This window comes from Alteromonas sp. Mac1, from assembly GCF_001562125.1.
GTDB classification, from domain to species: domain Bacteria; phylum Pseudomonadota; class Gammaproteobacteria; order Enterobacterales; family Alteromonadaceae; genus Alteromonas; species Alteromonas stellipolaris.
The window spans coordinates 4,352,896-4,376,677 of record NZ_CP013932.1 but is presented as its reverse complement, the minus strand read 5'-3'; the positions used below and the strand labels follow the sequence as shown (position 1 = coordinate 4,376,677).

Annotated in this window: 24 protein-coding genes; 17 read left to right on the top strand and 7 right to left on the bottom strand. The window is 43.9% G+C overall.

Annotated elements, in window-relative coordinates; all coding sequences use genetic code 11:
• Positions 1-43: 43 nt before the first annotated feature.
• The 3 genes from AV939_RS18530 to AV939_RS18520 all read left to right on the top strand — a co-directional run bounded on the left by AV939_RS18530 (position 44) and on the right by AV939_RS18520 (position 4,420).
• Complete coding sequence (locus tag AV939_RS18530; protein ID WP_061998000.1) at positions 44-1,126, top strand: methyl-accepting chemotaxis protein; 1,083 nt, start codon at positions 44-46, stop codon at positions 1,124-1,126.
• Positions 1,127-1,184: 58 nt separating this feature from the next.
• A complete protein-coding gene (locus AV939_RS18525) occupies positions 1,185-2,690 on the top strand; it encodes a sensor histidine kinase (protein ID WP_061997998.1) in 1,506 nt (501 codons plus the stop codon).
• A 149-nt stretch (positions 2,691-2,839) separates the two neighbouring features.
• Positions 2,840-4,420, top strand: coding sequence for a methyl-accepting chemotaxis protein (locus AV939_RS18520; RefSeq protein WP_061997996.1), 1,581 nt, complete (start codon positions 2,840-2,842; stop codon positions 4,418-4,420).
• 88 nt (positions 4,421-4,508) lie between these two features.
• Here AV939_RS18520 and AV939_RS18515 read toward each other — a convergent pair whose 3' ends face one another.
• The gene (locus AV939_RS18515; protein ID WP_013786400.1) at positions 4,509-4,796 is read right to left on the bottom strand and encodes a YebG family protein; all 288 of its coding nucleotides are present in this window, start codon (positions 4,794-4,796) and stop codon (positions 4,509-4,511) included.
• 344 nt (positions 4,797-5,140) lie between these two features.
• On the opposite strand from AV939_RS18515, the gene AV939_RS18510 reads away from it, so the two are divergent.
• From AV939_RS18510 to AV939_RS18485, 6 genes are all read left to right on the top strand, one after another.
• Positions 5,141-6,313 (top strand): GAF domain-containing sensor histidine kinase, encoded by a 1,173-nt coding sequence (locus AV939_RS18510; protein ID WP_061997994.1) that lies wholly within the window; start codon positions 5,141-5,143, stop codon positions 6,311-6,313.
• A 243-nt stretch (positions 6,314-6,556) separates the two neighbouring features.
• Entirely contained in the window at positions 6,557-6,955 is a 399-nt protein-coding gene (gene rpsF / locus AV939_RS18505; RefSeq protein WP_013786398.1) for a 30S ribosomal protein S6, read from the top strand.
• Between the two features lie 11 nt (positions 6,956-6,966).
• Positions 6,967-7,194 (top strand): 30S ribosomal protein S18, encoded by a 228-nt coding sequence (gene rpsR, locus AV939_RS18500; protein WP_013786397.1) that lies wholly within the window; start codon positions 6,967-6,969, stop codon positions 7,192-7,194.
• A gap of 26 nt (positions 7,195-7,220) precedes the next feature.
• Positions 7,221-7,673, top strand: a complete 453-nt coding sequence (rplI, locus tag AV939_RS18495) for a 50S ribosomal protein L9 (protein WP_013786396.1) — start codon at positions 7,221-7,223, stop codon at positions 7,671-7,673.
• 410 nt (positions 7,674-8,083) lie between these two features.
• Positions 8,084-11,224 carry an efflux RND transporter permease subunit gene (locus AV939_RS18490; RefSeq protein WP_061997992.1) on the top strand — a complete coding sequence of 1,047 codons (3,141 nt, stop codon included), beginning with the start codon at positions 8,084-8,086 and terminating at the stop codon, positions 11,222-11,224.
• 14 nt (positions 11,225-11,238) lie between these two features.
• Positions 11,239-12,315, top strand: a complete 1,077-nt coding sequence (locus AV939_RS18485; protein ID WP_057795558.1) for an efflux RND transporter periplasmic adaptor subunit — start codon at positions 11,239-11,241, stop codon at positions 12,313-12,315.
• On the opposite strand, the gene AV939_RS18480 is transcribed toward AV939_RS18485, so the two are convergent.
• Complete coding sequence (locus AV939_RS18480; RefSeq protein WP_061997990.1) at positions 12,312-12,953, bottom strand: MOSC domain-containing protein; 642 nt, start codon at positions 12,951-12,953, stop codon at positions 12,312-12,314. The genes AV939_RS18485 and AV939_RS18480 overlap by 4 nt on opposite strands.
• Positions 12,954-13,083: 130 nt before the next feature.
• Between AV939_RS18480 and AV939_RS18475 the strand changes: the two genes are divergently transcribed.
• From AV939_RS18475 to dnaB, 5 genes are all read left to right on the top strand, one after another.
• Complete coding sequence (locus tag AV939_RS18475; protein ID WP_061998235.1) at positions 13,084-13,659, top strand: RNA polymerase sigma factor; 576 nt, start codon at positions 13,084-13,086, stop codon at positions 13,657-13,659.
• Positions 13,652-14,212: a hypothetical protein gene (locus AV939_RS18470; RefSeq protein ID WP_057795563.1), complete on the top strand. Its 561-nt coding sequence runs from the start codon at positions 13,652-13,654 to the stop codon at positions 14,210-14,212. Before AV939_RS18475 ends, AV939_RS18470 begins: the two co-directional genes overlap by 8 nt.
• A gap of 11 nt (positions 14,213-14,223) precedes the next feature.
• Positions 14,224-15,204 (top strand): DUF4097 family beta strand repeat-containing protein, encoded by a 981-nt coding sequence (locus AV939_RS18465; RefSeq protein ID WP_231751139.1) that lies wholly within the window; start codon positions 14,224-14,226, stop codon positions 15,202-15,204.
• Between the two features lie 292 nt (positions 15,205-15,496).
• Positions 15,497-15,967 (top strand): hypothetical protein, encoded by a 471-nt coding sequence (locus AV939_RS18460; RefSeq protein WP_057795567.1) that lies wholly within the window; start codon positions 15,497-15,499, stop codon positions 15,965-15,967.
• Positions 15,968-16,156: 189 nt separating this feature from the next.
• Positions 16,157-17,542, top strand: coding sequence for a replicative DNA helicase (gene dnaB / locus AV939_RS18455; RefSeq protein ID WP_013786388.1), 1,386 nt, complete (start codon positions 16,157-16,159; stop codon positions 17,540-17,542).
• Positions 17,543-17,656: 114 nt separating this feature from the next.
• Here dnaB and AV939_RS18450 read toward each other — a convergent pair whose 3' ends face one another.
• The 5 genes from AV939_RS18450 to rsd all read right to left on the bottom strand — a co-directional run bounded on the left by AV939_RS18450 (position 17,657) and on the right by rsd (position 20,813).
• Positions 17,657-18,838, bottom strand: a complete 1,182-nt coding sequence (locus AV939_RS18450) for an OmpA family protein (RefSeq protein ID WP_057795569.1) — start codon at positions 18,836-18,838, stop codon at positions 17,657-17,659.
• Positions 18,839-18,928: 90 nt separating this feature from the next.
• Entirely contained in the window at positions 18,929-19,375 is a 447-nt protein-coding gene (locus AV939_RS18445; RefSeq protein ID WP_057795571.1) for a secondary thiamine-phosphate synthase enzyme YjbQ, read from the bottom strand.
• Positions 19,365-19,829 carry a chemotaxis protein CheX gene (locus AV939_RS18440; protein ID WP_013786385.1) on the bottom strand — a complete coding sequence of 155 codons (465 nt, stop codon included), beginning with the start codon at positions 19,827-19,829 and terminating at the stop codon, positions 19,365-19,367. Before AV939_RS18440 ends, AV939_RS18445 begins: the two co-directional genes overlap by 11 nt.
• Positions 19,819-20,292 carry a transcriptional repressor gene (locus AV939_RS18435; protein WP_057795573.1) on the bottom strand — a complete coding sequence of 158 codons (474 nt, stop codon included), beginning with the start codon at positions 20,290-20,292 and terminating at the stop codon, positions 19,819-19,821. Before AV939_RS18435 ends, AV939_RS18440 begins: the two co-directional genes overlap by 11 nt.
• 74 nt (positions 20,293-20,366) lie before the next feature.
• Positions 20,367-20,813 (bottom strand): sigma D regulator, encoded by a 447-nt coding sequence (gene rsd / locus AV939_RS18430; protein ID WP_057795575.1) that lies wholly within the window; start codon positions 20,811-20,813, stop codon positions 20,367-20,369.
• Positions 20,814-20,984: 171 nt separating this feature from the next.
• Here rsd and nudC point away from each other — a divergent pair, with 171 nt between their 5' ends.
• The 3 genes from nudC to AV939_RS18415 all read left to right on the top strand — a co-directional run bounded on the left by nudC (position 20,985) and on the right by AV939_RS18415 (position 23,739).
• The gene (gene nudC / locus AV939_RS18425; RefSeq protein ID WP_082605018.1) at positions 20,985-21,818 is read left to right on the top strand and encodes an NAD(+) diphosphatase; all 834 of its coding nucleotides are present in this window, start codon (positions 20,985-20,987) and stop codon (positions 21,816-21,818) included.
• A 242-nt stretch (positions 21,819-22,060) separates the two neighbouring features.
• A complete protein-coding gene (hemE, locus tag AV939_RS18420; RefSeq protein ID WP_013786381.1) occupies positions 22,061-23,152 on the top strand; it encodes a uroporphyrinogen decarboxylase in 1,092 nt (363 codons plus the stop codon).
• A 56-nt stretch (positions 23,153-23,208) separates the two neighbouring features.
• Entirely contained in the window at positions 23,209-23,739 is a 531-nt protein-coding gene (locus tag AV939_RS18415) for a hypothetical protein (protein ID WP_057795577.1), read from the top strand.
• Positions 23,740-23,782: the final 43 nt, after the last annotated feature.

Genomic DNA, 23,782 nt, shown 5'->3' with positions numbered 1-23,782 from the left:
CTGTTATGCTGAATTTTCACACATATTAAAATTTGGTCACCCTATGTTCGTTTCTCGAAGCAAATACTTAGAAAAAGAGTCTCAGGCCACGCAACTTGAAAATCGCTATCAAGTTGCCCTAGATAAAATATCAGCCTTAGAGTCTGAAAATACAGAACTTCATCGGCAAGTTACCGAGTTAAGCGATGCTTCAAAGAAAAGTAAAGACGATGTGGTAACACGGTGTTTGGTTAACTCTTTTAACCAAGTGGAAGGTATTCGAGAAACCGTATTAGGGTCTTATCAAAAAATAAACACCGAAAATCAATCAATATCAGACATTAATGAATTGTTTGAGCAGTCCTCTCAAGTACTTACCAAAATTGTCAAAGACATGAGTGGTTTGAATACCCAAATGGTGAGTATGAGCGAGCGCATTTCTGGGTTATCAAGTACAGCGGATAACATCAACAAGTTTGTATCTACTATTACCAGTATATCGGATCAAACCAACCTACTGGCATTGAATGCTGCTATTGAAGCCGCCCGTGCGGGTGATGCTGGTCGTGGATTCAGTGTTGTCGCCGATGAGGTGCGTGCACTAGCTACTGAAACCAATAAATCAGCGACAGAAGTGTCTGAACTAGTAAATGATATTATTCAATCTACGGCAAAAGCAGTTTCAGGTGTTAACGAATTAAGAGGCAATAACGAAGAGCTAGAAGAAGGGATTAGTACCCTTAATAGCAGTTATGAAACCATGGTTTCTCATTGCGATAGCATGAAAACGACCATTAATGAGGGGACGTTAAGCTCCTTTATACAAACGGTTAAGCTAGACCACGTAGTATGGAAGTCAGATGTATATGCGGTTTTATTTGGTTACAGCGATAAAAAATCAAGTGATCTTGCTGACCACGCGAGTTGTCGTTTAGGAAAGTGGTATAGCGAAAATCAGGGTGCGGCTATTGGCAAGTCGTCACCATTCAGAGATTTAGAAACACCTCATGCAGCGGTTCATCGTGCTGGTGTAGCTGCTATTAATGCAAAAGCAGAGGGTGATACTTCAACACTAGAAGCTAAAGTGATTGAAATGGAACGCTCTAGCGAGAAAGTAATGCTGCTATTAGACAAGATAGTGAGCTAACTTGTTTTCTCATATACCTAAATGCGTTTGAAGAGGTATAGACTAAAAGGCTTATATATTGAGCGATGCTTCAATACCCCCTAGCCCCAATGAGGTTGCTGACTTAAAAGCTCAAGTAAAATTACTTGAGCGACAGCTTAAGCGCCAAAAGATAGCGCGGGCAAATGCTGAGTGGTTTTTAGAAAGCTACTCAAGCGATGCCTATTCGGCAACGCAAGCCTTGCGTAAAGCATTGCATGAATCAAAAAAAAGAGAGCGAGAATTAATCTTTTTGAATCGCTCTGCTTCCCACCTTAAAACTTCCGATAGCGGGGCGAGTTTCATTTTCTCCGCCATTGAGTCAGCAGTAGAGTTCAGCGATGCCTTTTGTGGTTTAGCCTTCATTACCAAAGCCGGGAAAGTGGTTCAAGGAGATGACAACAAAATTTGGCAAGTAGAAAATGGTTGGGTTGAAGCCAGCGATTTTGCCAAGGTTATGTTAGATGAGCTGCCACTGTCTGTAACCGAAGATTATAGCCAATGGTGTGTAAATATCGTTGAAAGGCCAGATAATCGTGAAGAGGCTTACGTATTACATTTCATGCAGAACTTGGGCAATGGCGAGCAGGCATGGCTAGCACTATTGACCCAAAACAGCGAACTAGACGAAGAAATGTTGTATGTGCTTGATGCAAATAAGCACTATCTACAATTTGGCATAGGCTACCGAAGTTCTAAACACGAAATTAAGCATCACAAAGCCGCCCTATCCTCGATGGAAAAAGACCAACGCTATCTGCAAGAAAAGCTAATAACCGCAGATAAAATGGCCATGTTAGGTCAGTTGGCGGCCGGTATTGCCCACGAAATTAATAATCCGATTGGTTATGTACGTAGCAACACCTCGGTGGCTGGCGATATCTTTAAAGATTACCAGAGTGCTTTGTCTGAAATAAAGGTACTTTGTGAGGATGCGGGGGGAGAAATAGAAGCCCGCTATTTAGCGCTTGAAAACACGTATTCATTAAAAGATAGTGCCGAGGCTATCTCTGAAATGTTTGAAGAGTCCTCAGAAGGTATTGAAAGAATTATCGATATCGTAAAAGCGCTAAGAGGGTTTTCCTATCCTAGCGGTGGTAAGCGCGTAGCCATTAATGTTGCCGAAGCGATAAGCTCAGCCTTACGAATCACAAATAACCTGCACAAGTATAAAAATAAGGTCATATTCACGCCTCCTGAAACCGATATCGAAGTACTAGGCAACGCTGGGCAAATACAACAAGTACTCATCAACTTACTTACTAACGCCATCTATGCCACAGATGAAGGAAAATGCATTAAGTTTGATGTTGAATCCCTAGAAGGCGAGGCGGTCATTACGTTGCAAGACGAAGGCAAAGGTATGTCAGAGGAAGTCATTGGCAAAATGTTTACCCCCTTTTTCACCACTAAACCACCTGGTGATGGCACCGGCCTTGGTATGTCTATTTCACTGACTATTATTGAAGAACACGGCGGCCAGTTTGAAGTGACCAGTGAAATCGATAAGGGCACCACAATTAAGGTACGCCTGCCACTGGCGTAATCTTTTTATTCGTATAATCTTCATTATTACCGAATTCTTTTTCTACTTTAGTATTAATTGTTACCATCATCGTCTACCCTTTTAATGAATTACCGATGAATAGGGCTCTCCTATTTACTTTGATACCACTATAGCAATGGATTTTATTAGTGAAGAAAAATCAGTCTGTTACCCAACGCGAATACAAATTCCCTTCTCACTACCGCCTTATCTCTTCCACTGACAAACGGGGTGTCATACAACACTGCAATGACGAATTTGTAGAGGCAAGTGGGTACAATCGAGAAGACCTGATAGGAAAAAACCACAACATTATCCGTCATCCGGATATGCCCTCAAGTGTGTTTAAAGAAATGTGGCGAACTTTAGAGTCGGGTCAAAGTTGGGCTGGACTCGTTAAAAATAGAAGAGAAAACGGCGACTACTATTGGGTGTCAGCTTTTGTAACTCCTGTGTACGAGGGCGGACAAGCGGTGGGTTATGAGTCAGTTAGGGTTCATGCCGCCGATGAAGAAATAATACGAGCGTCCGCTATATATGCCAGGTTGTCTGCAGGGAAATCGCCAATTCCCTTTGCTGCAAAGCTTGGTCAAACACTTTCACCCATGTTACCCATGATAGTGGTAAGTTTATTATTATTGGTAGCAATTGGTTTTACCGCGGGTTTGGTGCCCCTAGGTGTTACTTTCATTGCGCTACTGATTATGATGGCGTGGCAATCGGCAAAAAGTCGGAGCTATTGGCGGGAATTTCTTTCGTTAAGCCCTGCTAGTTATAGTAATGAACTCGTGGCACAAACGTATTATGCCGATGTTGATTATATTGCTCAGGCTAAGTTGGCGTTGGGCTGCGAACTCGCGCGTACGCGCACGGCGTTGACCCGCATCAAAGATGCATCTGTGGGGTTAGAAGATATTGCGGTTTCAACTCACAGCCAAGCCGAGCTAACCAGCAAAACGATTATTCAGCAAAATCTTGCCACCCAGCAAATTGCCACAGCGGTAACTCAAATGAGTCAGGCTATTCAAGAAGTGGCTGAGCGAGTAGAGAGCAATGCTGTTAGTGCCAAAACTGCCGCAACTAACGTACAAATGGGTAACCACAAAGCTGAAGAAGCGATGCAGGCTATACTGTCATTAAAAGGCGCGGTGGAGTCGATTTCCGATACGGTTACCGAGCTTGCCCAATCCACCAGTGATATAGGCGAAGCCGCTAGCATCATTTCTAGCATCGCTGATCAAACAAACCTGCTAGCACTTAATGCCGCTATAGAAGCCGCCCGCGCTGGCGAGCAGGGACGCGGTTTTGCTGTTGTTGCCGATGAAGTTCGTACCTTGGCTTCTAAAACCCGGGTGTCCACCGATAAAATTCACAATATCATTCAAGAGCTTGTTGATAGAACAGAACGGGCCGTAAAGGTATCTTCAGAAGGATTGGTGTCTGCTGAACACGGTAGTGCCATTGTTGAAGAAACCCGAGGCGCGCTACAAGAAATCAATAATGCGGTAAGTGGTATTGCCTCAGCTACCGTAGAAATGTCTTCTGCTGTAGAAGAACAAAGTACCGTGGCTGAGCATATTAATCAGCAGCTGGTCGATGTTGCTGATAGTGCAGAAGAAACGCAGAAGTCTTCAGAAGCCACGCTCAAAGTGGGTCGAGATCTTCGTGACACCGTAAATCAAGTTAACGGGTTAATTGCTCGTTTTAACACGGATAAACGCACAGGATAATCTGTGCTGTTTATTTTTTAGCGTGCTTTTAACCATTTTCTATTTACGTTCGTTCCACTTAAAAGCACGCCGAGCTTTTCTGCTATGCCTATCCGTTGGCTTTAAGCTTTACTACGTCGGCACTCTCATCTTCTAGTACACTCTGTGCTGTCGCGCCTTTAAAAATCTTGCTCACCTTGTCTTTATTTTTCGACAACATAATTGTGAGTTCTTCAACAATGCTATCGTCAATGCCTAAGCCCTTTGCTTGAATGTATTCAGCAAGGTTGTCGGCAGCGTCGAGCATCTTATCGTACTGATCTGCTTCTTTTTTATCGGTAGTTACCAATTTTTCTACCCCTTTGTGCGTGACAACATACTGTGTGGTAATGGCCATGGTAGGTCCCCTTAAATGAATAGACAACAAAACTGTACAATATTTAACTGGATAAATAAACAGTATTTAAAGTTTTTTGATATTATTTTTTTACAACTTAAGTATAGTGACCAAGTACGCTTGGATGTATTTTAAAACGTACGTTGGAAAACAGCTTTCACATCGTCATGTCTATATCCAAAAATTTACCGGTTTCGTTCACATTGGTTGCAGCCTGTAGCTAGTTATACAGCCACGAAGAACAGTAAATTTATCACTAGGCACAAGAGTCTTTCTTGCTAGAGCGTGAAATCGAGTGCCGACATTCGGCGTGATATGGGTGACTTAGATACAAAGAGGAAGTAATGAGTTCTTCAATTGAGCGTGATATTCGCACTATTCAATCGATAGAAGCTGTACCACATATAATGAAAATGTTATCAGATGTCACTGGTCTTCGCTTTATCTGCGTAGCCAGAGTGACAGAAGATAACTGGACAATGTGCGCAGTATATGACCAAGTGAACTTCAATTTAATTCCGGGCGATCAACTCGATATCAAAACAACGTTTTGTAGCCAAGTCAGAAAATCTACAAAAGCCATCGTCATTGAGCACGCAAAGAAAGATGATGTTTATCGCCAAAGTGAAATTCCTAAGATGTATGGCTTTGAAAGTTACTTTTCATTTCCCATTTACAACAAAAACGGCGATTTTTTTGGAACATTATGCGGCTTAGATCCACGTCCTGCAGTTTTAAAAACAGATAGGATTGAAAGTCAAATTAAGTCGTTTGCTGAGTTAATATCGAGGCAAATGGAAGTTGACGATCGTTTAGCTGCGGTTGAAACCGATCTCATCAGCGAGCAAGCTGCCGCTAAATTGCGAGAGCAATATATCGCCATTTTAGGCCACGATTTAAGAACACCTTTGTCGGCACTTAAAATGGGGGTCGACTTTCTTGTTGATCACGCCAGCGATGCGACTTCCCAAAAAGTACTGGCCCGAATGGATAATAGCGCTAAACGTATGACGCGGCTCATTAGTGACGTGATGGACTTTACGCATGGTCAAATGGGCAAAGGTATTCAATTAAACGTTAAACCAGCAAGTGATTTAAAAAGTGTACTAGTACACACCGTAAGTGAACTTTCGGGCCTGCATCCAGACCGAGAGATACTTGCGGATATCATTATAGACGGCACATTTTCATGTGACCCAGAGCGTATCAGCCAGTTGCTGTCTAACTTGCTGATTAATGCGATAGTGCATGGCGATGCAGCGCAACCTATCAAAGTCATGGCGAATATCGAAGAAGAAACACTGACATTAAGCGTATCTAACGGAGGCACTCCAATAAGTGCGGATGTCATAGATAAGCTATTTCATCCATTTTGGCGAAACGAAAACAACAAAAAGACCGGTGGATTAGGTCTAGGATTGTTTATCGCCTCGCAAATTGCGGAAGCCCATAAGGGGAGTCTGATGGTGCATTCAGATGAAAATGAAACCGTGTTTTCATTTAAGGCAGCATTGTAAGCATGAAGGTTAAGCCTCGCGCTTAGCCTTTTTAACGTCTACGAACCCCGCTACCCCCCATCATTTAGCGTATCTAGCTAAATTTCATCAAAACACGTACAAATGTAAAATTTGCTGGTGATTAATGCTTGTACAAAAGCGGGTATGTGCGTATAATCCGCGCCCTTACAGCCACCCTAACTAGGTTCCTTGTCTCTATACAGTCTGGCTGTACTGTCGAGGCTACAACCGTAAGGAGCAATAATGCGTCATTACGAAATCGTATTTATGGTTCACCCTGATCAGAGTGAACAAGTACCTGGTATGATCGAACGTTATACCACTATTCTTAAGCAAAACGATGGTCAGATTCATCGTTTAGAAGATTGGGGCCGTCGTCAATTGGCATACCCAATTGAAAAGCTGCACAAAGCCCACTATGTATTGATCAATGCTGAAGCGACTGCTGAAGCTGTTGACGAGCTGGAAAATGCTTTCCGCTACAACGACGTTATCTTACGTAACATGGTAATGCGCACTAAAAACGCTGTAACCGAGCCTTCTCCTATGACTAAAGAAGAGCGTCGTGAGCGTCGTGACGATTCTGCACCTCGTACAGAGCGCGCAGAAAGAAGACCTGAATCCACTGAAGATAACGCTTAAGGAGATCACCCATGGCTCGTTTTTTCAGACGTCGTAAATTCTGCCGTTTCACTGCAGATGGTGTGACTGAAATCGATTATAAAGATATCGCTACTCTTAAGAATTATATCACAGAGAGCGGTAAGATTGTCCCTAGCCGTATCACTGGTACAAGCGCAAAATATCAGCGTCAGCTGTCTTCTGCGATTAAGCGCGCACGTTTTCTTGCGTTGCTTCCGTACACTGATTCACACAAGTAATTTGGCGTAATTAAGGGGTAGTTAAGATGAACATCATCCTACTAGATAAAGTCGCCAATCTTGGCGGTCTGGGCGACCAAGTAGCTGTTAAAGCTGGTTACGCTCGTAATTTCCTGTTTCCACAGGGTAAAGCAGTTCCTGCAACTAAAGCGAACGTTGAAAAGTTCGAAGCACGTCGTGCTGAACTTGAAGCGAAAATCGCTGAGCAGCTTGATGCTGCTAATGCACGTGCTGAAAAACTAAATGAACTAGCTGAAGTAACTCTTGCGGCGCCAGCTGGCGACGAAGGTAAACTTTTCGGTTCTATCGGTACGCGTGACATTGCTGATGCAATCACTGCAGCTGGTGTTGAAGTAGCTAAAGCGGAAGTTAAACTTCCTACTGGCACACTTCGCGACACTGGCGAATATGACATCGACTTACAACTTCATTCTGATGTAACCACTTCTATTAAAGTGATCATCATTGCTGAAGCATAAGCGCTGACGTATACGAAAAACCGCTCTTATGAGCGGTTTTTTTATGTCTGCACGCTTTATATCTGCATGCACCTCAACGCTATACACTTCGCTGCTTCCTTTATAAAAATCACCTTACATTTCTTATTTGCCGTATTTGTCGTTTTCAAGGTTTGATACGTCTTCTACATTTTATCTCTTACACCAATATGATCTTCACTCAATCCGCTGCCAACATGTAACGATTTATTAATTATTTCGTTAAATTAATGATAAATCACGACCATTGGTCGTCGACAAGCTGCTGTTTTTTTCAGCATTCAGCGAAAATGTCGGTTAACCCATAAATTGTTCTTAATATAGCTTTAAACTTTTCCTGTCATCCTTGCGACCTATAGTAATCCAAACTACAAAAAGCATAGTGCTTCATTATGGACATTACACGTGCAGCAATAAAAAATGCGTCAGGGGTAGGAATTGGCATCGCAATATTGGTTTTTCTTGGGCTATATAGCTTATTTAATTTGCCAGTTCAGCTTTTCCCAGACATCGAGCGCCCTAATATCAATATTCAAACCTCTTGGCGAGCAGCGTCTCCACAAGAAATTGAGTCGGAAATAATAGAGCCACAAGAAGAAGTGCTTCAGGGAATACCTGGGTTGGTCTCGATGAATGCGTGGTCGAATCAAGGGAATGCATGGATAAATCTCGAATTTAGTTTGGGTACAGACATGCAGAAAACCCTTATTGAAGTGATAAGCCGCATGAACAGAGTGCCGCCACTGCCTAGAGATGCACTGTCGCCCAATATTATGCTGGCAGGCAGTGGGGGTGATGCCCCTGCGCTAACTTACTTTTTCATGCAGCGTCTGCCTGGCAATCCCAACGAAATAAACACCTACGTTACTTACTTCTCAGATGTAATAAAACCTCAGCTTGAGTCTATCCCTGGCGTCGCCCGAGCAAGGATGGAAAGTGGAGTAGGTGGCGAAGAGGAATTCCAAATTGTTTTCGACCCTTTTAAGGCCGCTCAACTTGGTATTGATTTAACTGCAATCACTACCGCATTGGGGCAAGCTAACGATGTTTCTGGCGGGTTTGTGGATGTAGGGCGCCGCCGATATACGCTGCGTTTTGAGGGGCGTTACGAGCCGCAAAAAATGGGCGAAATGATTTTAGAGTGGCGAGATGGCAGCCCCATTACCCTAAGTGATATTGCAGAGATTACAATTACCCGCGCAGATGGGGCTAATTTTAGCGTGCAAAACGGCAATCCTGCTATTTCTATTCGCGTTGATAGACGTAACGACGCCAATGTTCTCGCCACCTTAGATGCGGTAAAGAAAAAAGTCGCCGAGATAAACAAAACCCACCTTGAAGCAGAGCAACTGATAATGGTTCAGTCCTTTGATGCTTCTATATTCATTAAGCGCGCGGTGCAATTGGTGACCAGTAATCTGTTCATCGGGGTCATGCTAGCTATCGGCATCTTGTGGTTGTTTATGCGCCAACTTAAAGCCACGCTCATTGTGGCCCTTGCTATTCCTATTTCTTTACTTAGCACGTTTGTTGTACTTCAAATCACGGGGCGTTCGCTGAACATTATTTCTCTTGCGGGCTTAGCCTTTGCTGTAGGAATGGTATTGGATGCCGCCATTGTGGTGCTAGAGAATATTGTTCGCTTGAACAAAAAGGCTATGTGTAGGCAGGAAAGTGCTTATATAGCTACTAAAGAAGTCTTCGGGGCCTTAATGGCATCGACAGCCACCACGGTTGCTATTTTTATTCCTGTGATGTTTTTAAATGATGTTGAAGGGCAGCTTTTTGCAGATTTAGCCTTAACCATCGCTATTGCTGTATGTATGTCATTAGTGGTGGCGGTAACGGTTTTACCTGTTGTGGCTAGCCGTTGGCTTACAGAAGATGTACCCGAAGACAAATTATTGCCAGTGTGGAAAGCCATCACAGATAAAATTATGACCTTATCATCAACAGGTATGCGTCGAATTATAGTGATGGTGGCTTTGATGGGTGTGCCCATCACAGGCAGTTATTTGCTTATGCCATCTATGGATTATTTACCACCTGTTAAACGAGATGCGGTAGATGCTTTCTTAATGCTACCCGCAGGTGCGAGTGAAAATTTTGTCGCTGAAGAGGTATTGCCAGTTATTGTTAAGCGATTAAAACCCTACATGGAGGGCGAAAAATTCCCTGCGCTTAAAAACTACTACATCATCACATGGCCCAACGGCGGCACCTTAGGGGTAAGGGCGAAAGATCAGTCTCAAGTAAAAGCATTAGAAGCTATTGTTCGCGATGAGGTACTTAAAGATTTACCCGATACTCAAGCCTTCGCGCAACAAGGTAACTTGTTTGGTGGCTTTGGTAACGGACGCTCTATTGATATTCATTTACAGGGTACTAACCAAGCCATGCTGAGCGTAGCGGCGCAAGCGGGCATTGATAAATTAAGAGATATTTTCCCCACCGCCAATGCGCGGGCAAATCCTCCGTTAGAACAGTCTGAGCCTGAACTGCAATTTTATCCCAACGACAGCCGATTAGTCGAAGTAGGGTTAAGTCGCGGGAGTATGGCGGGCCTAGTGCGCGCAATGGGCGATGGAATGTATGTGGGCGAGTACTTTAATGGTACAAAGCGGATGAATATTATTTTTCGCTCAGAACCATGGTCAACCCCAGAAGAGTTAAGTACTACGCCCATAATGACTCCTATGGGGGAAGTGGTGCAACTAGGTGAACTTGTCGAGATGAAACGAGGGGTAGGGCCTAGTCGCATTCAGCGTATTGATGGTAAACGCACCCTTACACTCAATTTTAACCCGCCTGACGGTATGAGTTTAGAAGATGCCATGACGGTGATAAAAGCCGATGTTGAACCGGCTATTATGGCAATGATGCCAACTGACGGCGCAATTCACTATGGCGGCAGTGCGGATAGCTTAAAAGGGGCAATTGCCTCAATGGCAGATAACTTCTTGTTTGCCATGTTGTTGCTTCTTCTGTTGATGGCGGGGCTATTTAAATCGCTTAAAGACAGCGTCTTAGTGGTGCTGTCTATTCCGCTGGCTACAGTGGGCGGGGTGGCGGCCATTAAAATCATGAATAGCTTTACCTTCCAACCGATGGATTTACTGACCATGATTGGTTTCATTATCTTGCTTGGGCTTGTGGTGAACAATGCTATTTTGTTAGTGCACCAAACCCGATTGGGGCAAGCTCATGGGCTTAATCGTAACGATGCCGTAGAGCAAGCCATTCAATTGCGTCTTCGCCCTATCTTTATGAGCACGCTCACCTCTATTTTCGGCATGCTCCCTCTTTTATTACTTCCTGGCGCTGGCAGCGTAATCTATCGCGGTTTGGCAGCGGTAATTGTGGGAGGGATGTGCATTAGCACAGTGTTCACCTTAGTGTTACTTCCCACTTTGCTTAGAATGACAAGAGCCGATTTTGGCTTCAAAGATAAAGCGAAAGTCCCTGTAGTTGGTACGCCAGGTGGCATGCCAACAAAAACCGTAAAGCTGAGCAAATTTTCAGACTTAAATTAAAGGATGCAACCACCATGAATATAAAAATAGGCCTAGTAGGCATAAGCGTGTGTTGTTTGTCGCTGAATCTTGTTGCACAAGAATCGGATAAAACGCCTCCTCCCATCTTGGTTCAAGTTGATGAAGCCAGAGAAGAGGCGATAACAGCATTGACTTGGGTGCCCGGTACCGTAATGAGTCAAACTGATTCGGATGTCGCCTCTGAAGTTGATGGCCGAATCACGTGGATGGCGAATGTAGGTGACAGTGTTGCGGCGGGCGAGGTTTTAGCCAAAATTGATGATACCCGATTGCAAATTACGCTGAGTCAAAATCAATCCAACATTGCACGGTGGCATGCTCAGGTGACTTTATTTGAAAAGCGCTTAGCACGTTATGAAAACTTGGAAGCTAGTAGAAATACGTCGCGGGGCGAGCTGGAAACCGTAGTGGCTGATTTAGAGAACGCGCGTCAGGAGCTAGAGCAAGCCACGTTGGCAAAAAATTTAACCGAATATCACATTCGCCAAAGTAGTGTAAAAGCCCCCTTTACCGCCTTGGTGGTCGACCGCATACAAGCCCCTGGAGAATACACCAGTATTGGCCAAACCTTGATTAGAGTAGTTAACCCTAACAATATAGAGGTACAGGTAAAGGCGCCGCTTTCCGTATTGCCTTTCATCGAGAGTGGAATGCAGGTTAATGTGCTAAGTAAAACCCACAGGGTAATGGAGTCGGTGCGGGCTATTGTTCCTGTGGGTAATGAAAACTCTCGCATGATGGAAATGCGTATTGCCCTTAAACCTGGAGACTTCCCCATTGGAAGTGCAGTAAGGGTGGCTGTGCCTAGCAGTGAAGAGCATGGTGGTGTAACCATTCCTAGAGATGCGCTGGTTTTAAGAAAATCCGGTACGTATATTTATCAACTCAATCAAGATAATGAGGCCCAGCAAGTTAAAGTAGAAACGGGGGTAGGTATGGGGAGTAGAATTGAAGTATTTGGTGAAGTAGACCCCACGCAACTGGTTGTTATTCGTGGGGCCGAGCGTTTAAAACAAGGTCAAAAGGTGCGTCATGAGTGGGAAGGCGATAGCCTGACAGCGCGCAACTAGCCTTTTCGGCTTATACGCGCGCACTTATCCCGCCATTCATCATCAATAATGGCTAAGTTTGCCAGTTTGGTTGCTAATTCGACATCGGTTTTAGTGTGTGCACAGCGCATAAGTGTTTGCACATTAACGGTGTCGTCCTCTCTGCTAACCAAGGTTACCGAGTCGCCTACGTTAATGACACCGGTCTCTAGCACGCGATAGTACCAGCCCGTTATCCCTCGCTCGCCAACAAATCTATCTAGGTTTTGAATATTGAAACGCTGGGATATTTTACTGCATGGTGCTCTCGGTGCACTGACTTGCAGTACAACCTCACCGAACTTCCATACGTCGCCGATATAAACCGTGGCATCGTCCATACCATCCACGCTGATGTTTTCCCCAATACTACCAGGCTCGAACTTACCGTCTGGAAAATGCTTACGTAACGTGAAGTAATGAAGGGGGCTAAATTGATGCAAAACCTTTTCAGGTCCGCCATGAAGCTTCTTGTTTGATTGTTGATCTTCGTCGGTACAATCAAGGTGGACGGTTAGCTGTGACACCGCACTTTTTACAATACTGCTTGGGGCACCTCGCGGGCCAAGGGGTTGGGGCTGACCGGCGAATAAAGCATCTACTTTCACGGATGAGGACATATAAACTCCAAAAATAAGTTTTGCTAATTTAAACCTTTATCGCATAGGGTACGACTAACCTTTTAAGAATAACAAGATGGTAAGCCAAAAATGTCGAAAAAATCGGTTTACGAAAAAAAATGAGATTGTCATGGAGCGCACTTTAGCAAAGGTTACCAACCTGACTAGTGAAGATGAAAGCCAGCGCGAAGCCGCGGTTATTCTCGCGGCTAAACAGGGTGATAAAGTGGCCTACAAAACCTTGTACCATAATCATGTCGGGCGAGTGTACGCACTGTGTTTCCGTTTAACAGGCGACCGTGGTCTCGCCGAAGACGCCACACAGGAAGTGTTTATTCAGTTATGGTCAAAGTTAGACAGATTCGATGGACAAAGCCAGTTTTCAACTTGGCTACATAGTGTATCAGCCAATGTGACCGTGTCGTATTTACGTAAGCAGCGCAATTGGGTGCAACGTATGTTTAATATTGAAACCAGTCCAGCGATGGAGATGCCAGCAGAGGCAGACAGTAGTCAAGTCGATTTAGAGGCATTAGTGGTTAGATTGCCACAAAGAGCACGAATGGTTTTCGTACTGCACGCCATTGAAGGCTATCGGCATGAAGATATTGCACAAATGTTAGATATGGCAGTTGGAACCAGCAAAGCGCAGTTTCATCGCGCTAAACAGCTGCTAAAAACCTGGATGGGGTGTGAAGATGAATAAGTTTGATAAAGCCTTAGATGCTGAGATTCAACGCCTACCTAAAACCCGTGAGCCTGAAAGAGACTTATGGCGTGGTATTGAATTGTCACTACACAGCCAAGTAAGCGGCGGTGCCGATAATAATGGGCCACATAATGCGCCCCTAAGCCATCATAAGCCTAGCCGTGTTGCCCGCTTATCTACCAAACCATGGTTAGCTATGGCGGCAAGTGCCATGCTGGTCAGTGTTATTTGGTTTTTCTCACCTGCTTTTACTACCGGTGAAACGAGCGATGAGCAACCTAAGCTTTCAGGTTATGCGTTAGTTGATGCACTAAGTGAGCAGCAAGATGATCAGATGAGCACTTTGCTAGCAAGTTACGACAGTGCGCCAGAATTAAGTGAAAACTGGCAGGCGCAATTAAAAGAATTAGACGATGCTGCTGGCGTGATAAAAGCAGCATTGAAAGATGATCCAAACAATCGAGCACTATTAAAGATGTTGAAGCATGTATATCAACAGCAAATCACATTAATTGAGCGAGTGCACGCGCCCAAATGGCAACAAATTTAAGGAGTTTTATTATGACTATCATTCGCAAAACCTTAGCTAGTGTACTTTTTCAGGGTGCGCTTTTAAGTAGCACAATGTTGACGTTGACTGCGCATGCAGGTGAGAAAATAGACCGCGTACTTGATGCCCCCAATAATGTAAAAATTGATATAGAGCACGTTAACGGTGACGCTGAAATTAGAGGTTGGGATAAACCGCAAGTACACGTAACCGGTGAACTGGGAGACAACACTGATGAATTTATCTTCGAGCAACGTGGCAATGTTATCGTGATTCATGTTGAAGTGGAGCGTAGCGGCAAGCACTGGTGGAAAAACAAAGATGAAGGTGATGACCTCGTTATTTTTGTGCCTAAATCCAGCGACGTTAACTACACCGCGGTTAATGCTGATGTGAAAATAAACGATATAATTCATAGTGTTAATGTTGAAGTGGTGAACGGAGATGTTGAACTAACCGACATTGGAAACCGCGTTAAAGTAGAGTCGGTAAACGGTGACATTGCGTTGAACAATGTTAAAGGCAAACTTGATATTGAAACTGTGAATGGCGATGTAGAAGCCGTTCATTCAGGCAAGGAAAATGTGACGTTTGTTGCCGTTAATGGTGACCTAAGGTTAAGTACCACCAGCCCTGACGTAGCTGTGGAAACCGTCAATGGGGGCATTGATTTAACCTTAGAGAAAATAGATTCTCTTAGTGTGACCACTGTGAATGGCGCCACGAATGCGCGCTTGCACTTAAACGAAAACGGACGACTGAAAGCCAGTTCCGTAGGTGGAGAATTACGTTTTAACCTTCAACCTGAAGTATCGGCACAATTTGATATTGAGACGCATGCAGGTGGCAAGATTATTAATAACGTAAGTAGTGACGCAGTTAAAAAGCCAAAATATGGCCCTAGCAGTTGGCTACGGTTTATCAACAATGGCGGTTCTGCAAATGTTGATATTTCAACGGTGAATGGGCGTATCACCTTGGATACGCAGTAGCGACAAGGGTTGAGGTAGTTAAAACATGGGCGTTTCTGCTTGAAAAAAGCACTAACGCCCCCACATATTGATTAAGTTAGGGCAGATTGCTATCAGGTTGCTATTTGGTTAGCGCTCGATTGCTACACGGTGCTACACCATATTTCGCATAATTCACGCGCAATTAATCTGTCCGCCGCAGTTTTGTGTCTATTTACCCCACGCTAGTGAACGTAACGTTTCTCCCCACGTCAAAATAGCAAAGTTGATATCCGCAAATAGCGCTAAATAATCAATAATTAGGAAGAGAGCTTTGAATATTCTTAGCCATTTAAAACGCTTTTGGCGTTTTCACGGCCTTATAGCCGGCGCGATAAGCATCAGCGTATTAACATTAGGATGCGCAGTACAAGATCCTGCTTTTTTTGAAGGCACATGGGTGGTAACCCAAGCTTACCAGCCAGGTATCTCAGCACACAGCGCTACAGAAGCTAACGATGTGTTAGGTAGTTCGTTAGTTTACCATGCAGACGGCGCACAATTGAATCAGCAGGCATGTGAGTCTCCTACGTATGCCGAGGAAAAAATTGATTCCGACCAAATAGCCGCTAGCTTCAAAATAGAGGGCAACGCGTTAGGTTTCGATGATGGTAAAATTACGCAGGTCGAGCTTTCTTGTGCTAATGGCCCGCAGGCGTTAGGTTCAGTGCTGTTGTTTCAAGAGCACAATGTTGCTTATACCGTTTTTGATGGCACTTTTTTCCGCATTGAAAAAACGCTCTAAGCAAAGGTTCTTTGGGTTGTGATATTTGAAGAGCCCTTGTTAGACAAGCGCTTCACAAATGGTAGGGGCATATTAGCCGTTAATAATTTTTGTTAACCTTCATTTATGATCTCTTACTCCATTGTTCAACGAAGCGCAAAAGCGCATAATAGTCAGCCGTGCTTCAAGTAAACAGAGTAGGTAGTGTAAGTGGTATCCCCTCCAAAAGGCGATAATAATGTAGAGAAGTTGAAAGTTCCTCCTCATAGTATTGAGGCCGAACAGTCTGTTCTTGGCAGTATGCTTATAGATCCAGAAAGTTGGGATAAAGTAGCGGAGCTCGTTACTGATACCGACTTTTATAACCGCTCGCATCAAACCATTTATAGCGCCATTACTCGTTTGTTAAATAGAAGCGCACCGGTCGACCTTATCACTGTATCGGAAGAGCTTGAAAAGCACGATGAACTTGAAAATGCAGGTGGCTTTGCCTATCTTGGTGAACTAGCTAAAAATACACCAAGTTCTGCGAACGTGGTGTCATATGCGCAAATTATCAGTGAACGTGCAATCACACGTGAGCTTATTGGTGTGGCCCATGAAATCGCGGAAGTCGGATATAATCCCGAAGGTCGTGACAGCGCTGACATTCTCGACTTAGCCGAAAGCAAAGTGTTTGAAATTGCAGAGCGCCGCACCGGTGAAAATGAAGGTCCCCGCGATGTAGAAGCGGTGCTGGGTAAAACCATCGACCGTCTTGAAGTTTTGGTTAAAACCAACAAAGAAGTGACGGGTGTCACTACCGGCTTCACCGATTTAGATAAAAAGACCAGTGGTCTACAGCCTTCAGACTTAATTATTGTTGCTGCACGTCCTTCAATGGGTAAAACCACCTTTGCGATGAACTTGGTTGAAAATGCCATGATGTCTGAGGAAAAGCCGGTATTAGTCTTCAGTTTAGAGATGCCTTCTGAACAAATCATGATGCGTATGTTGGCATCACTCAGCCGAGTGGATCAAACCAAAATTCGTACCGCTCAGTTGGATGACGAAGATTGGGCACGCATTTCTAACACCATGGCGATGTTGAAAGATAAAGACAGATTATTTGTTGATGATTCATCTGGCCTTACCCCCATGGATGTGAGAAGCCGAGCGCGTAAACTTGCTCGTGAACGTGGGGGGATAAGCTTGATCATGATTGATTACCTCCAACTTATGCGTGTGCCCTCACTCAGTGATAACAGAACCTTAGAAATTGCTGAAATTTCCCGCTCACTTAAAGCATTAGCAAAAGAGCTGGAAGTACCAGTGGTTGCCCTATCGCAACTCAACCGAAGCCTAGAGCAACGGGCCGATAAACGCCCAGTAAACTCAGACTTGCGTGAATCAGGCTCTATCGAGCAGGATGCCGACCTTATTATGTTCATCTATCGTGATGAGGTTTATCATGAGAACAGTGAAGAGAAGGGCGTAGCAGAGATTATTATAGGTAAGCAGCGTAATGGTCCTATTGGAACCAGCCGTCTTACCTTCCAAGGCCAGTTCTCTCGTTTTGACAATTATGCTGGTCCAGCAATGCCTGACGAATATTAACCAAGTAGAGACGTTTACTACCGATGCATGGCAATAAGGTTAATTATTGGAATGAACACAAATGAGCAATAAAAAAGGCGCCAATTAGGCGCCTTTTTTGTGTCTGAGGGAAGCTTACTTCTCTTCAGGAACCTTAACAGTATCTTTAACAGTCACTGAGATGCGACGGTTAACACGATGTGCTTCGGCATTTTTAGCTGTATCTAGTAAACGAGTCTCACCGTAACCAACAGTTTCTAAACGGCTAGCGTCGATACCGTACATGTCTACCATTACTTCTTTGAAAGATGCAGCACGGTCTTCTGAAAGATCCATGTTGTATGCTTCAGAACCTGGTGCAGAAGTGTGACCTTCAATTACCGCAGTAGTGTTAGTGTATTGCTTCATGAATTCAGCAAATTCAGATATTTCTGGATCACGAGGTGCTTTAACAACAGAGCTTTCATTGTCGAAAAGAACGCGTAGTGTAATTTCTACTGTTTCTTCGTCAAATACGGTACAACCTTTAGCATCAACTTTAACGCCAGCAGCTGTGTCTGGGCACATGTCTTTCGCATCTACAACGCCGTCGTTGTCAGCATCTTTTAGTGCACAACCCATTGCGTCAACAGCAGTACCTGCTGGTGTGTTAGGGCACTGGTCTACACTATTAAGCACGCCATCGTTGTCGTTATCAACGTTACAACCAGTTGCATCAACACGAACACCAGCTGGTGTCATAGGGCACTGGTCGCGACTGTCGATTACGCCATCGTTATCAGCATCTTTAGGCGCAGAAGGTGTAGATTTACCGAAAGGAATCGCTAAACCAACTTTCACACTGTAGTCGTTATAATCTTCACCAAAGTCGTGATAAGTAGCAATCTCTGTAACAATTTTAACAGCTTCAGAGATATCCCAGTGTTTACCAATACCAATGTTACCTAAAGTAGTTGATTCGCCAACTGATTGACGTTTAACACCACCGAATAAGTACCATGCATCGTTAGGCATGAAGTAAAGTGCATCAACACCTACCATTTCGCCGTCATCACTAGAACCACCAACGTAGTCTAGTTCTAGAGCAGTAAATTCAACACGTGCTGCCCAGCTTTGAGTAAAGCGGAATCCGTACTCGAATGATACGCCTTGGCCGTCATCTAGTACTTCAGAAGTAGGACGTTCAACGTCAGTGTTATAATAAAGACCAGAAATACCAAACCAGTTTTTATACTCTGGCTCAGAAGAATCTTGTGCAAAGGCAGTTGATGAAAGTACGGCAAGCGAAAGTGCCGCTAATTTAAAGTGTTTTTTCATAGTCACATCCTGTTAAACGTTGAGTGATTATCGATTTATGATAATTCTAGCTTGTGCTTAGTTGTTCTAAGCAATTAATATGCCATTTTGTTATATAGGCGATGTCGCTAGCCCTTGTAATGTGGCAATAATCGTTCGTTGGCCGCCAATATCTCGGTGCTCGCCTAGCATGATGCCCTGCCAAGTACCAAGTTGTAGCCTCCCTTTCTCCACCGGTATTGAAACCTGACACCCCAGCAGACTTGATTTCAAGTGAGCCGGCATATCATCACTACCTTCGTAAGTATGCCGGAAAAAGGGCAAGTTTTCTTTTACACTATAGTTAAAGAAGGCCTCCATATCCGACCTAACCGTCGGATCTGCATTTTCATTTATTGTAAGGCTGGCACTGGTGTGTTTAAGCCATAAATGAAGAAGACCTACCTCAATATTTTGCAGCATGGGTAAAGCGCTAATTATATACTCTGTTACTAGATGAAAGCCACGAGGAAATTCAGGTAGTGTAATTTTTTCAGAGTACCAGGAATTATTTGTCAAAGCAGATCTCTAAGTGCGCCAATCCTTCATCACACATAAACGGAAGAATGATTTTCGCGCCGCTGACCTGATGGCTGATGGTGTGCTGCTTACCAGACACAACAATAGGTGTCGCCATTCCAAATTCAAACCCACGATCTGCAAGGTCGCGTTTTGCCGCTCCACATATCATATTAGTGACTTCGCCAACCATATCCCCAACTTCTGCATCAAGTTTTTCAGGGCGTTCTCCAACCATGCGTTCCATAATGGTAAGGGCAAGAGATTCTTCAAAGGTAATAGACATTGAGCCACGCACACTAGGGCCTACCATACCAATTAACCCAGATACATCGCCTTTAGCTACATCGCCTTGCTTACGTTTAGGTTTACCCGGAGTAAGTTTAGTTTGCGCCATGGTTTCTAATACATTAAGTAAACCAGAGATAAACGGATTAACGAATTCAGCATTCATGGGAGTGCTCCTTTGCAACGGTATTTTCCGTTTGTTGACAATCAGCACAAAGACCATGCGCTTCTATTGTTTGTTTAGACACTTTGAAGCCGTTGGCCTCTGCCTGACTATCTAATGTTTCTTTCAAACCTTCAGACTGTATCTCTGCAACGTCACCACAACTGTCGCAAATAAGAAACTGAACAGGGTGGTTACAACCAAAATGATAACAGGCTACGAATGCATTGGTCGACTCGAGACGATGAATAAAACCGAAATCGAGTAAAAAATCGAGGGCTCGGTAAACGGTGGCAGGTTTTGCACCGGACTCAGTCTCTTTTAGCGCATCTAGCAAATCGTAGGCCCCCATTGGACCGTGCTTTGCGACTAATATTTCGTACACTTTCTCTCTAAGAGGGGTAAATCTCGCACCTCTTTGCTCGCAGTATGCGCGAGCCTTGTGGATAAGCGTGGCTTTATTCATTTATTGCTACCGTGGCTATTTTACTAATTATATTGGTAATGACGTCATTAATGACAGATGTTTACCCGCTTTATTTACTCTACGCTGGCGTACATATGTGCAATTAATTGGTCCTCTAAAGCAAAGCGCTCTTCAAGAGTTTCACCAATATTCGCAAGCTCACTGTCAAAAACAGCCGCTTGTTCAATAGTAAGTGCCTCTGCGAATTTATCATTAAATTGTAGGGCTGAGTCAGTGGTTTGCGTAAGTTTTGGGTAAAGACGCTGTTTTAACGCTTTTCCTTCTGCTTCATCGTCAACCAACATATCAAAGACCTCAAAGTGCCCAGCGGAAAGGTAATCCATTAGGTTTTCACAAAAATTAGCGATGTCATTTGCTTCAGGCAGTGACTCGCCTTGCTGGTCTAAACCGGCTAAATGGCAATAGGACACAAGCAGTGACTGTCTGGCTAACAGCCAATTATCGACAGTGTCACTTTTGCCGCCCCATTTTACTTTTACCTTCTCTAACTGCTGTAACATTTCATGATCCTTTCAATCAGCGCTTTTTATTAATTCAGCACCTGCTATTTACCAGCATTTTAACCTAGTATAACACTCAGCCTATACGACACAAATTGAACCCACTTCGTTGTCGTAATTAAATATATGTTATCTTACCTTGTATATCTTTAATGGTTGGATGACAGTTTTATGATGATAAAGCGCAGCGATAGTGAAATCGAGACTGAGATTGGGCAATGGATCATTTTTTCCAAGGGTCGCATTGTCATTCGTAAAGGCGAAATAAACGTTCCTTTAGCGCATATCAATGAATTTACCTTTCTCGAAAATTATCGCGAAGAGATTCATCAACTCCCTCCATTACATGAGTCAGCTCAGAAAAATGAACCTGTCTTTGTTGTTGACCTTGGTGCTGAAACCATAGAAGACGAACAATGGGAGTCGGTGTCATTACGCCAATTGTTGTTTGAGCAACAAGAAATCGGTTTTTCAGTCATAGGTCGGGCGTGGCAGTATGTCCATTTTTTAAGAACTCATCAGTTTTGTGGTCAATGTGGTTCACATACCGAAAGAGTGAATTGGGAAATGGCCGTGCATTGCCATCGCTGCCATCACAGAAGTTACCCCCGTGTATCACCATGCATCATTGTTTCAATACACAATAATGAAAAATTGCTATTAGCAAAAGGCGTTAGGCACAAAGAAGCGAATATGTATTCAACCCTTGCTGGTTTTGTAGAAAGCGGCGAAAGTTTAGAAGAAGCCGTTCACAGGGAAGTATTCGAAGAGGTGGGGGTAAAAGTTAAGAACTTACGTTACATCGAAAGCCAGCCATGGCCATTCCCGCATTCTATAATGGTTGGATTTATTGCTGAGTATGAAAGTGGTGAAATTCGGTGTCAGGAAAATGAAATTGATGATGCACAGTGGTTTAGTATTGATGCATTACCAACCATTCCACCGCCATTCTCGATTGCAGGCCAACTCATTGCCAAAACACTGTCGCAATTAGAAGACAAATAAAAAACCCTGCCGAAGCAGGGTTTCAATGAGTTTAGCACGGTCCCTTTGCGGGCTTCTTTGTCGTTGCTGTATATATTAGTAGCAAACACTTACTAGTAGTGCAAGCCCCTTTTCAAGTATTGTTCGTCGCATTATAAAGGGTAAGTATCGCAAGTTGCCAAATTAAGACAGCTTTTTAGCACAAAATGAAATGAATGCTGGTATAATTTCGCCGTTTTATTTTTCTAATTTCAGGTGAATATATGTCGCAAAAAGCTACCAGTGCTGCTAAACCCGCTTTAAAGAATGATCGTTACCTACGGGCGTTATCAAAGCAACCTGTCGATGTCACGCCTGTATGGATGATGCGACAAGCTGGCCGCTATTTACCTGAATACAAAGCAACGCGAGCAGTCGCTGGTGACTTTATGTCGTTGTGCAAAAATGCGGAGCTTGCCTGTGAGGTGACTTTACAGCCACTTCGTCGTTTTCCATTAGATGCCGCTATTTTATTCTCAGACATTCTAACGATTCCTGATGCGATGGGCTTAGAGCTTTACTTTGAAACTGGCGAAGGCCCGCGTTTTAAAAAGCCAATTACCTGTAAAGCCGACGTCGATAAAATTGGTTTGCCAGACCCAGAAGGTGAACTGCAGTATGTAATGAATGCAGTGCGCACCATCCGCCGTGAACTAAATGGCGACGTGCCTTTAATTGGTTTTTCCGGTAGCCCTTGGACGCTTGCTACTTATATGGTGGAAGGTGGCTCAAGTAAGGCTTTCACTAAAATCAAAAAAATGGCGTTTGCTGAACCGGCTATTTTGCATGCCTTGCTAGAGAAGCTGGCCGATTCCGTAACGGAATACCTCAATGCTCAAATAGCAGCAGGTGCACAATCAGTCATGATATTCGATACGTGGGGCGGTGTGTTGTCACCACGTGATTATAAAGACTTTTCATTGCAATATATGGCGCGTATTGTTGATGGACTTACCCGTGAAGCCGATGGAAGAAAAGTACCGGTGACTTTGTTTACCAAAAACGGCGGCATGTGGTTAGAGTCAATTGCTGCGACTGGATGTGATGCAGTAGGTCTTGATTGGACTATTGATATTGCTGAAGCCCGTGCACGTATTGGTGACAAGGTAGCATTACAAGGTAATATGGACCCTTCCATGCTTTATGCTTCGCCAGAAAGAATTCGTGAAGAAGTTGGCACTATCCTATCGGGTTATGGCGAAGGTTCTGGCCATGTATTCAATTTAGGTCACGGTATTCACTTAGATGTGCCACCAGAAAATGCAGGTGTGTTTGTGAATTCAGTTCACGAACTCAGTGCGCCTTATCATAAGTAGTTATATTCGTAGCTAAATGTTTAGCTACGATTCGCCAACAAGCTGGTAAGGAAATCATGAAACCCTGGGTTGTTATTGTACTCATTCTCTTTATTGCCGTGACAGGTTATCAGTTCGGCTTTTACCACGGTAAGTTGGCTAATTCCAACGTGGAAAAAGAGCGTTTGAATACTGTGCTGGAGCGTTCGCGCACCACAGCAAGTAGCAATCTTAGGGTGATTAAAGCTACCCCTCAAATGTCTGGCGAAGCATACGCCCAGACCCCGAAAAGCGCGCACACACTCGCTACCAATGAAGACCTCTCTGAATTTCAGGTCCAAAACGAAATAACGGAATTTTTAGCGTTTCATCCCAGTGGGCAAAAACTCACCTTAAATACGTTTCAATGCACGCAATCAGAATGTGAATTTACAGGGGAATACTCTGGCAGTCATGCGGGGTTCGAGCGAATGCTTAACGATTTGAAAGCTCAGTCGTGGTGGCAATTTGGTGAAATGCTTGAAGTGAGCAATATTGAAGAGGGAAACACACAAATTGGTGTTAAGTTTTCATCTAGACCCGTGCTTATCAGTGATGCAACTACTTAGTACAAGCGCTGATTTAGCCCAAGCGTTAGTTTAATCTAGGCGC

Coding starts and splice junctions, on each gene's coding strand:
- AV939_RS18530 (WP_061998000.1), top strand. CDS start 44: ATGTTCGTTTCTCGAAGCAAATACTTAGAAAAAGAGTCTCAGGCCACG.
- AV939_RS18515 (WP_013786400.1), bottom strand. CDS start 4,796: ATGGCCATTACCACACAGTATGTTGTCACGCACAAAGGGGTAGAAAAA.
- AV939_RS18510 (WP_061997994.1), top strand. CDS start 5,141: ATGAGTTCTTCAATTGAGCGTGATATTCGCACTATTCAATCGATAGAA.
- rpsF (WP_013786398.1), top strand. CDS start 6,557: ATGCGTCATTACGAAATCGTATTTATGGTTCACCCTGATCAGAGTGAA.
- rpsR (WP_013786397.1), top strand. CDS start 6,967: ATGGCTCGTTTTTTCAGACGTCGTAAATTCTGCCGTTTCACTGCAGAT.
- rplI (WP_013786396.1), top strand. CDS start 7,221: ATGAACATCATCCTACTAGATAAAGTCGCCAATCTTGGCGGTCTGGGC.
- AV939_RS18490 (WP_061997992.1), top strand. CDS start 8,084: ATGGACATTACACGTGCAGCAATAAAAAATGCGTCAGGGGTAGGAATT.
- AV939_RS18485 (WP_057795558.1), top strand. CDS start 11,239: ATGAATATAAAAATAGGCCTAGTAGGCATAAGCGTGTGTTGTTTGTCG.
- AV939_RS18480 (WP_061997990.1), bottom strand. CDS start 12,953: ATGTCCTCATCCGTGAAAGTAGATGCTTTATTCGCCGGTCAGCCCCAA.
- AV939_RS18475 (WP_061998235.1), top strand. CDS start 13,084: ATGGAGCGCACTTTAGCAAAGGTTACCAACCTGACTAGTGAAGATGAA.
- AV939_RS18470 (WP_057795563.1), top strand. CDS start 13,652: ATGAATAAGTTTGATAAAGCCTTAGATGCTGAGATTCAACGCCTACCT.
- AV939_RS18465 (WP_231751139.1), top strand. CDS start 14,224: ATGACTATCATTCGCAAAACCTTAGCTAGTGTACTTTTTCAGGGTGCG.
- AV939_RS18450 (WP_057795569.1), bottom strand. CDS start 18,838: ATGAAAAAACACTTTAAATTAGCGGCACTTTCGCTTGCCGTACTTTCA.
- AV939_RS18440 (WP_013786385.1), bottom strand. CDS start 19,829: ATGAATGCTGAATTCGTTAATCCGTTTATCTCTGGTTTACTTAATGTA.
- AV939_RS18435 (WP_057795573.1), bottom strand. CDS start 20,292: ATGAATAAAGCCACGCTTATCCACAAGGCTCGCGCATACTGCGAGCAA.
- rsd (WP_057795575.1), bottom strand. CDS start 20,813: ATGTTACAGCAGTTAGAGAAGGTAAAAGTAAAATGGGGCGGCAAAAGT.
- nudC (WP_082605018.1), top strand. CDS start 20,985: ATGATGATAAAGCGCAGCGATAGTGAAATCGAGACTGAGATTGGGCAA.
- hemE (WP_013786381.1), top strand. CDS start 22,061: ATGTCGCAAAAAGCTACCAGTGCTGCTAAACCCGCTTTAAAGAATGAT.
- AV939_RS18415 (WP_057795577.1), top strand. CDS start 23,209: ATGAAACCCTGGGTTGTTATTGTACTCATTCTCTTTATTGCCGTGACA.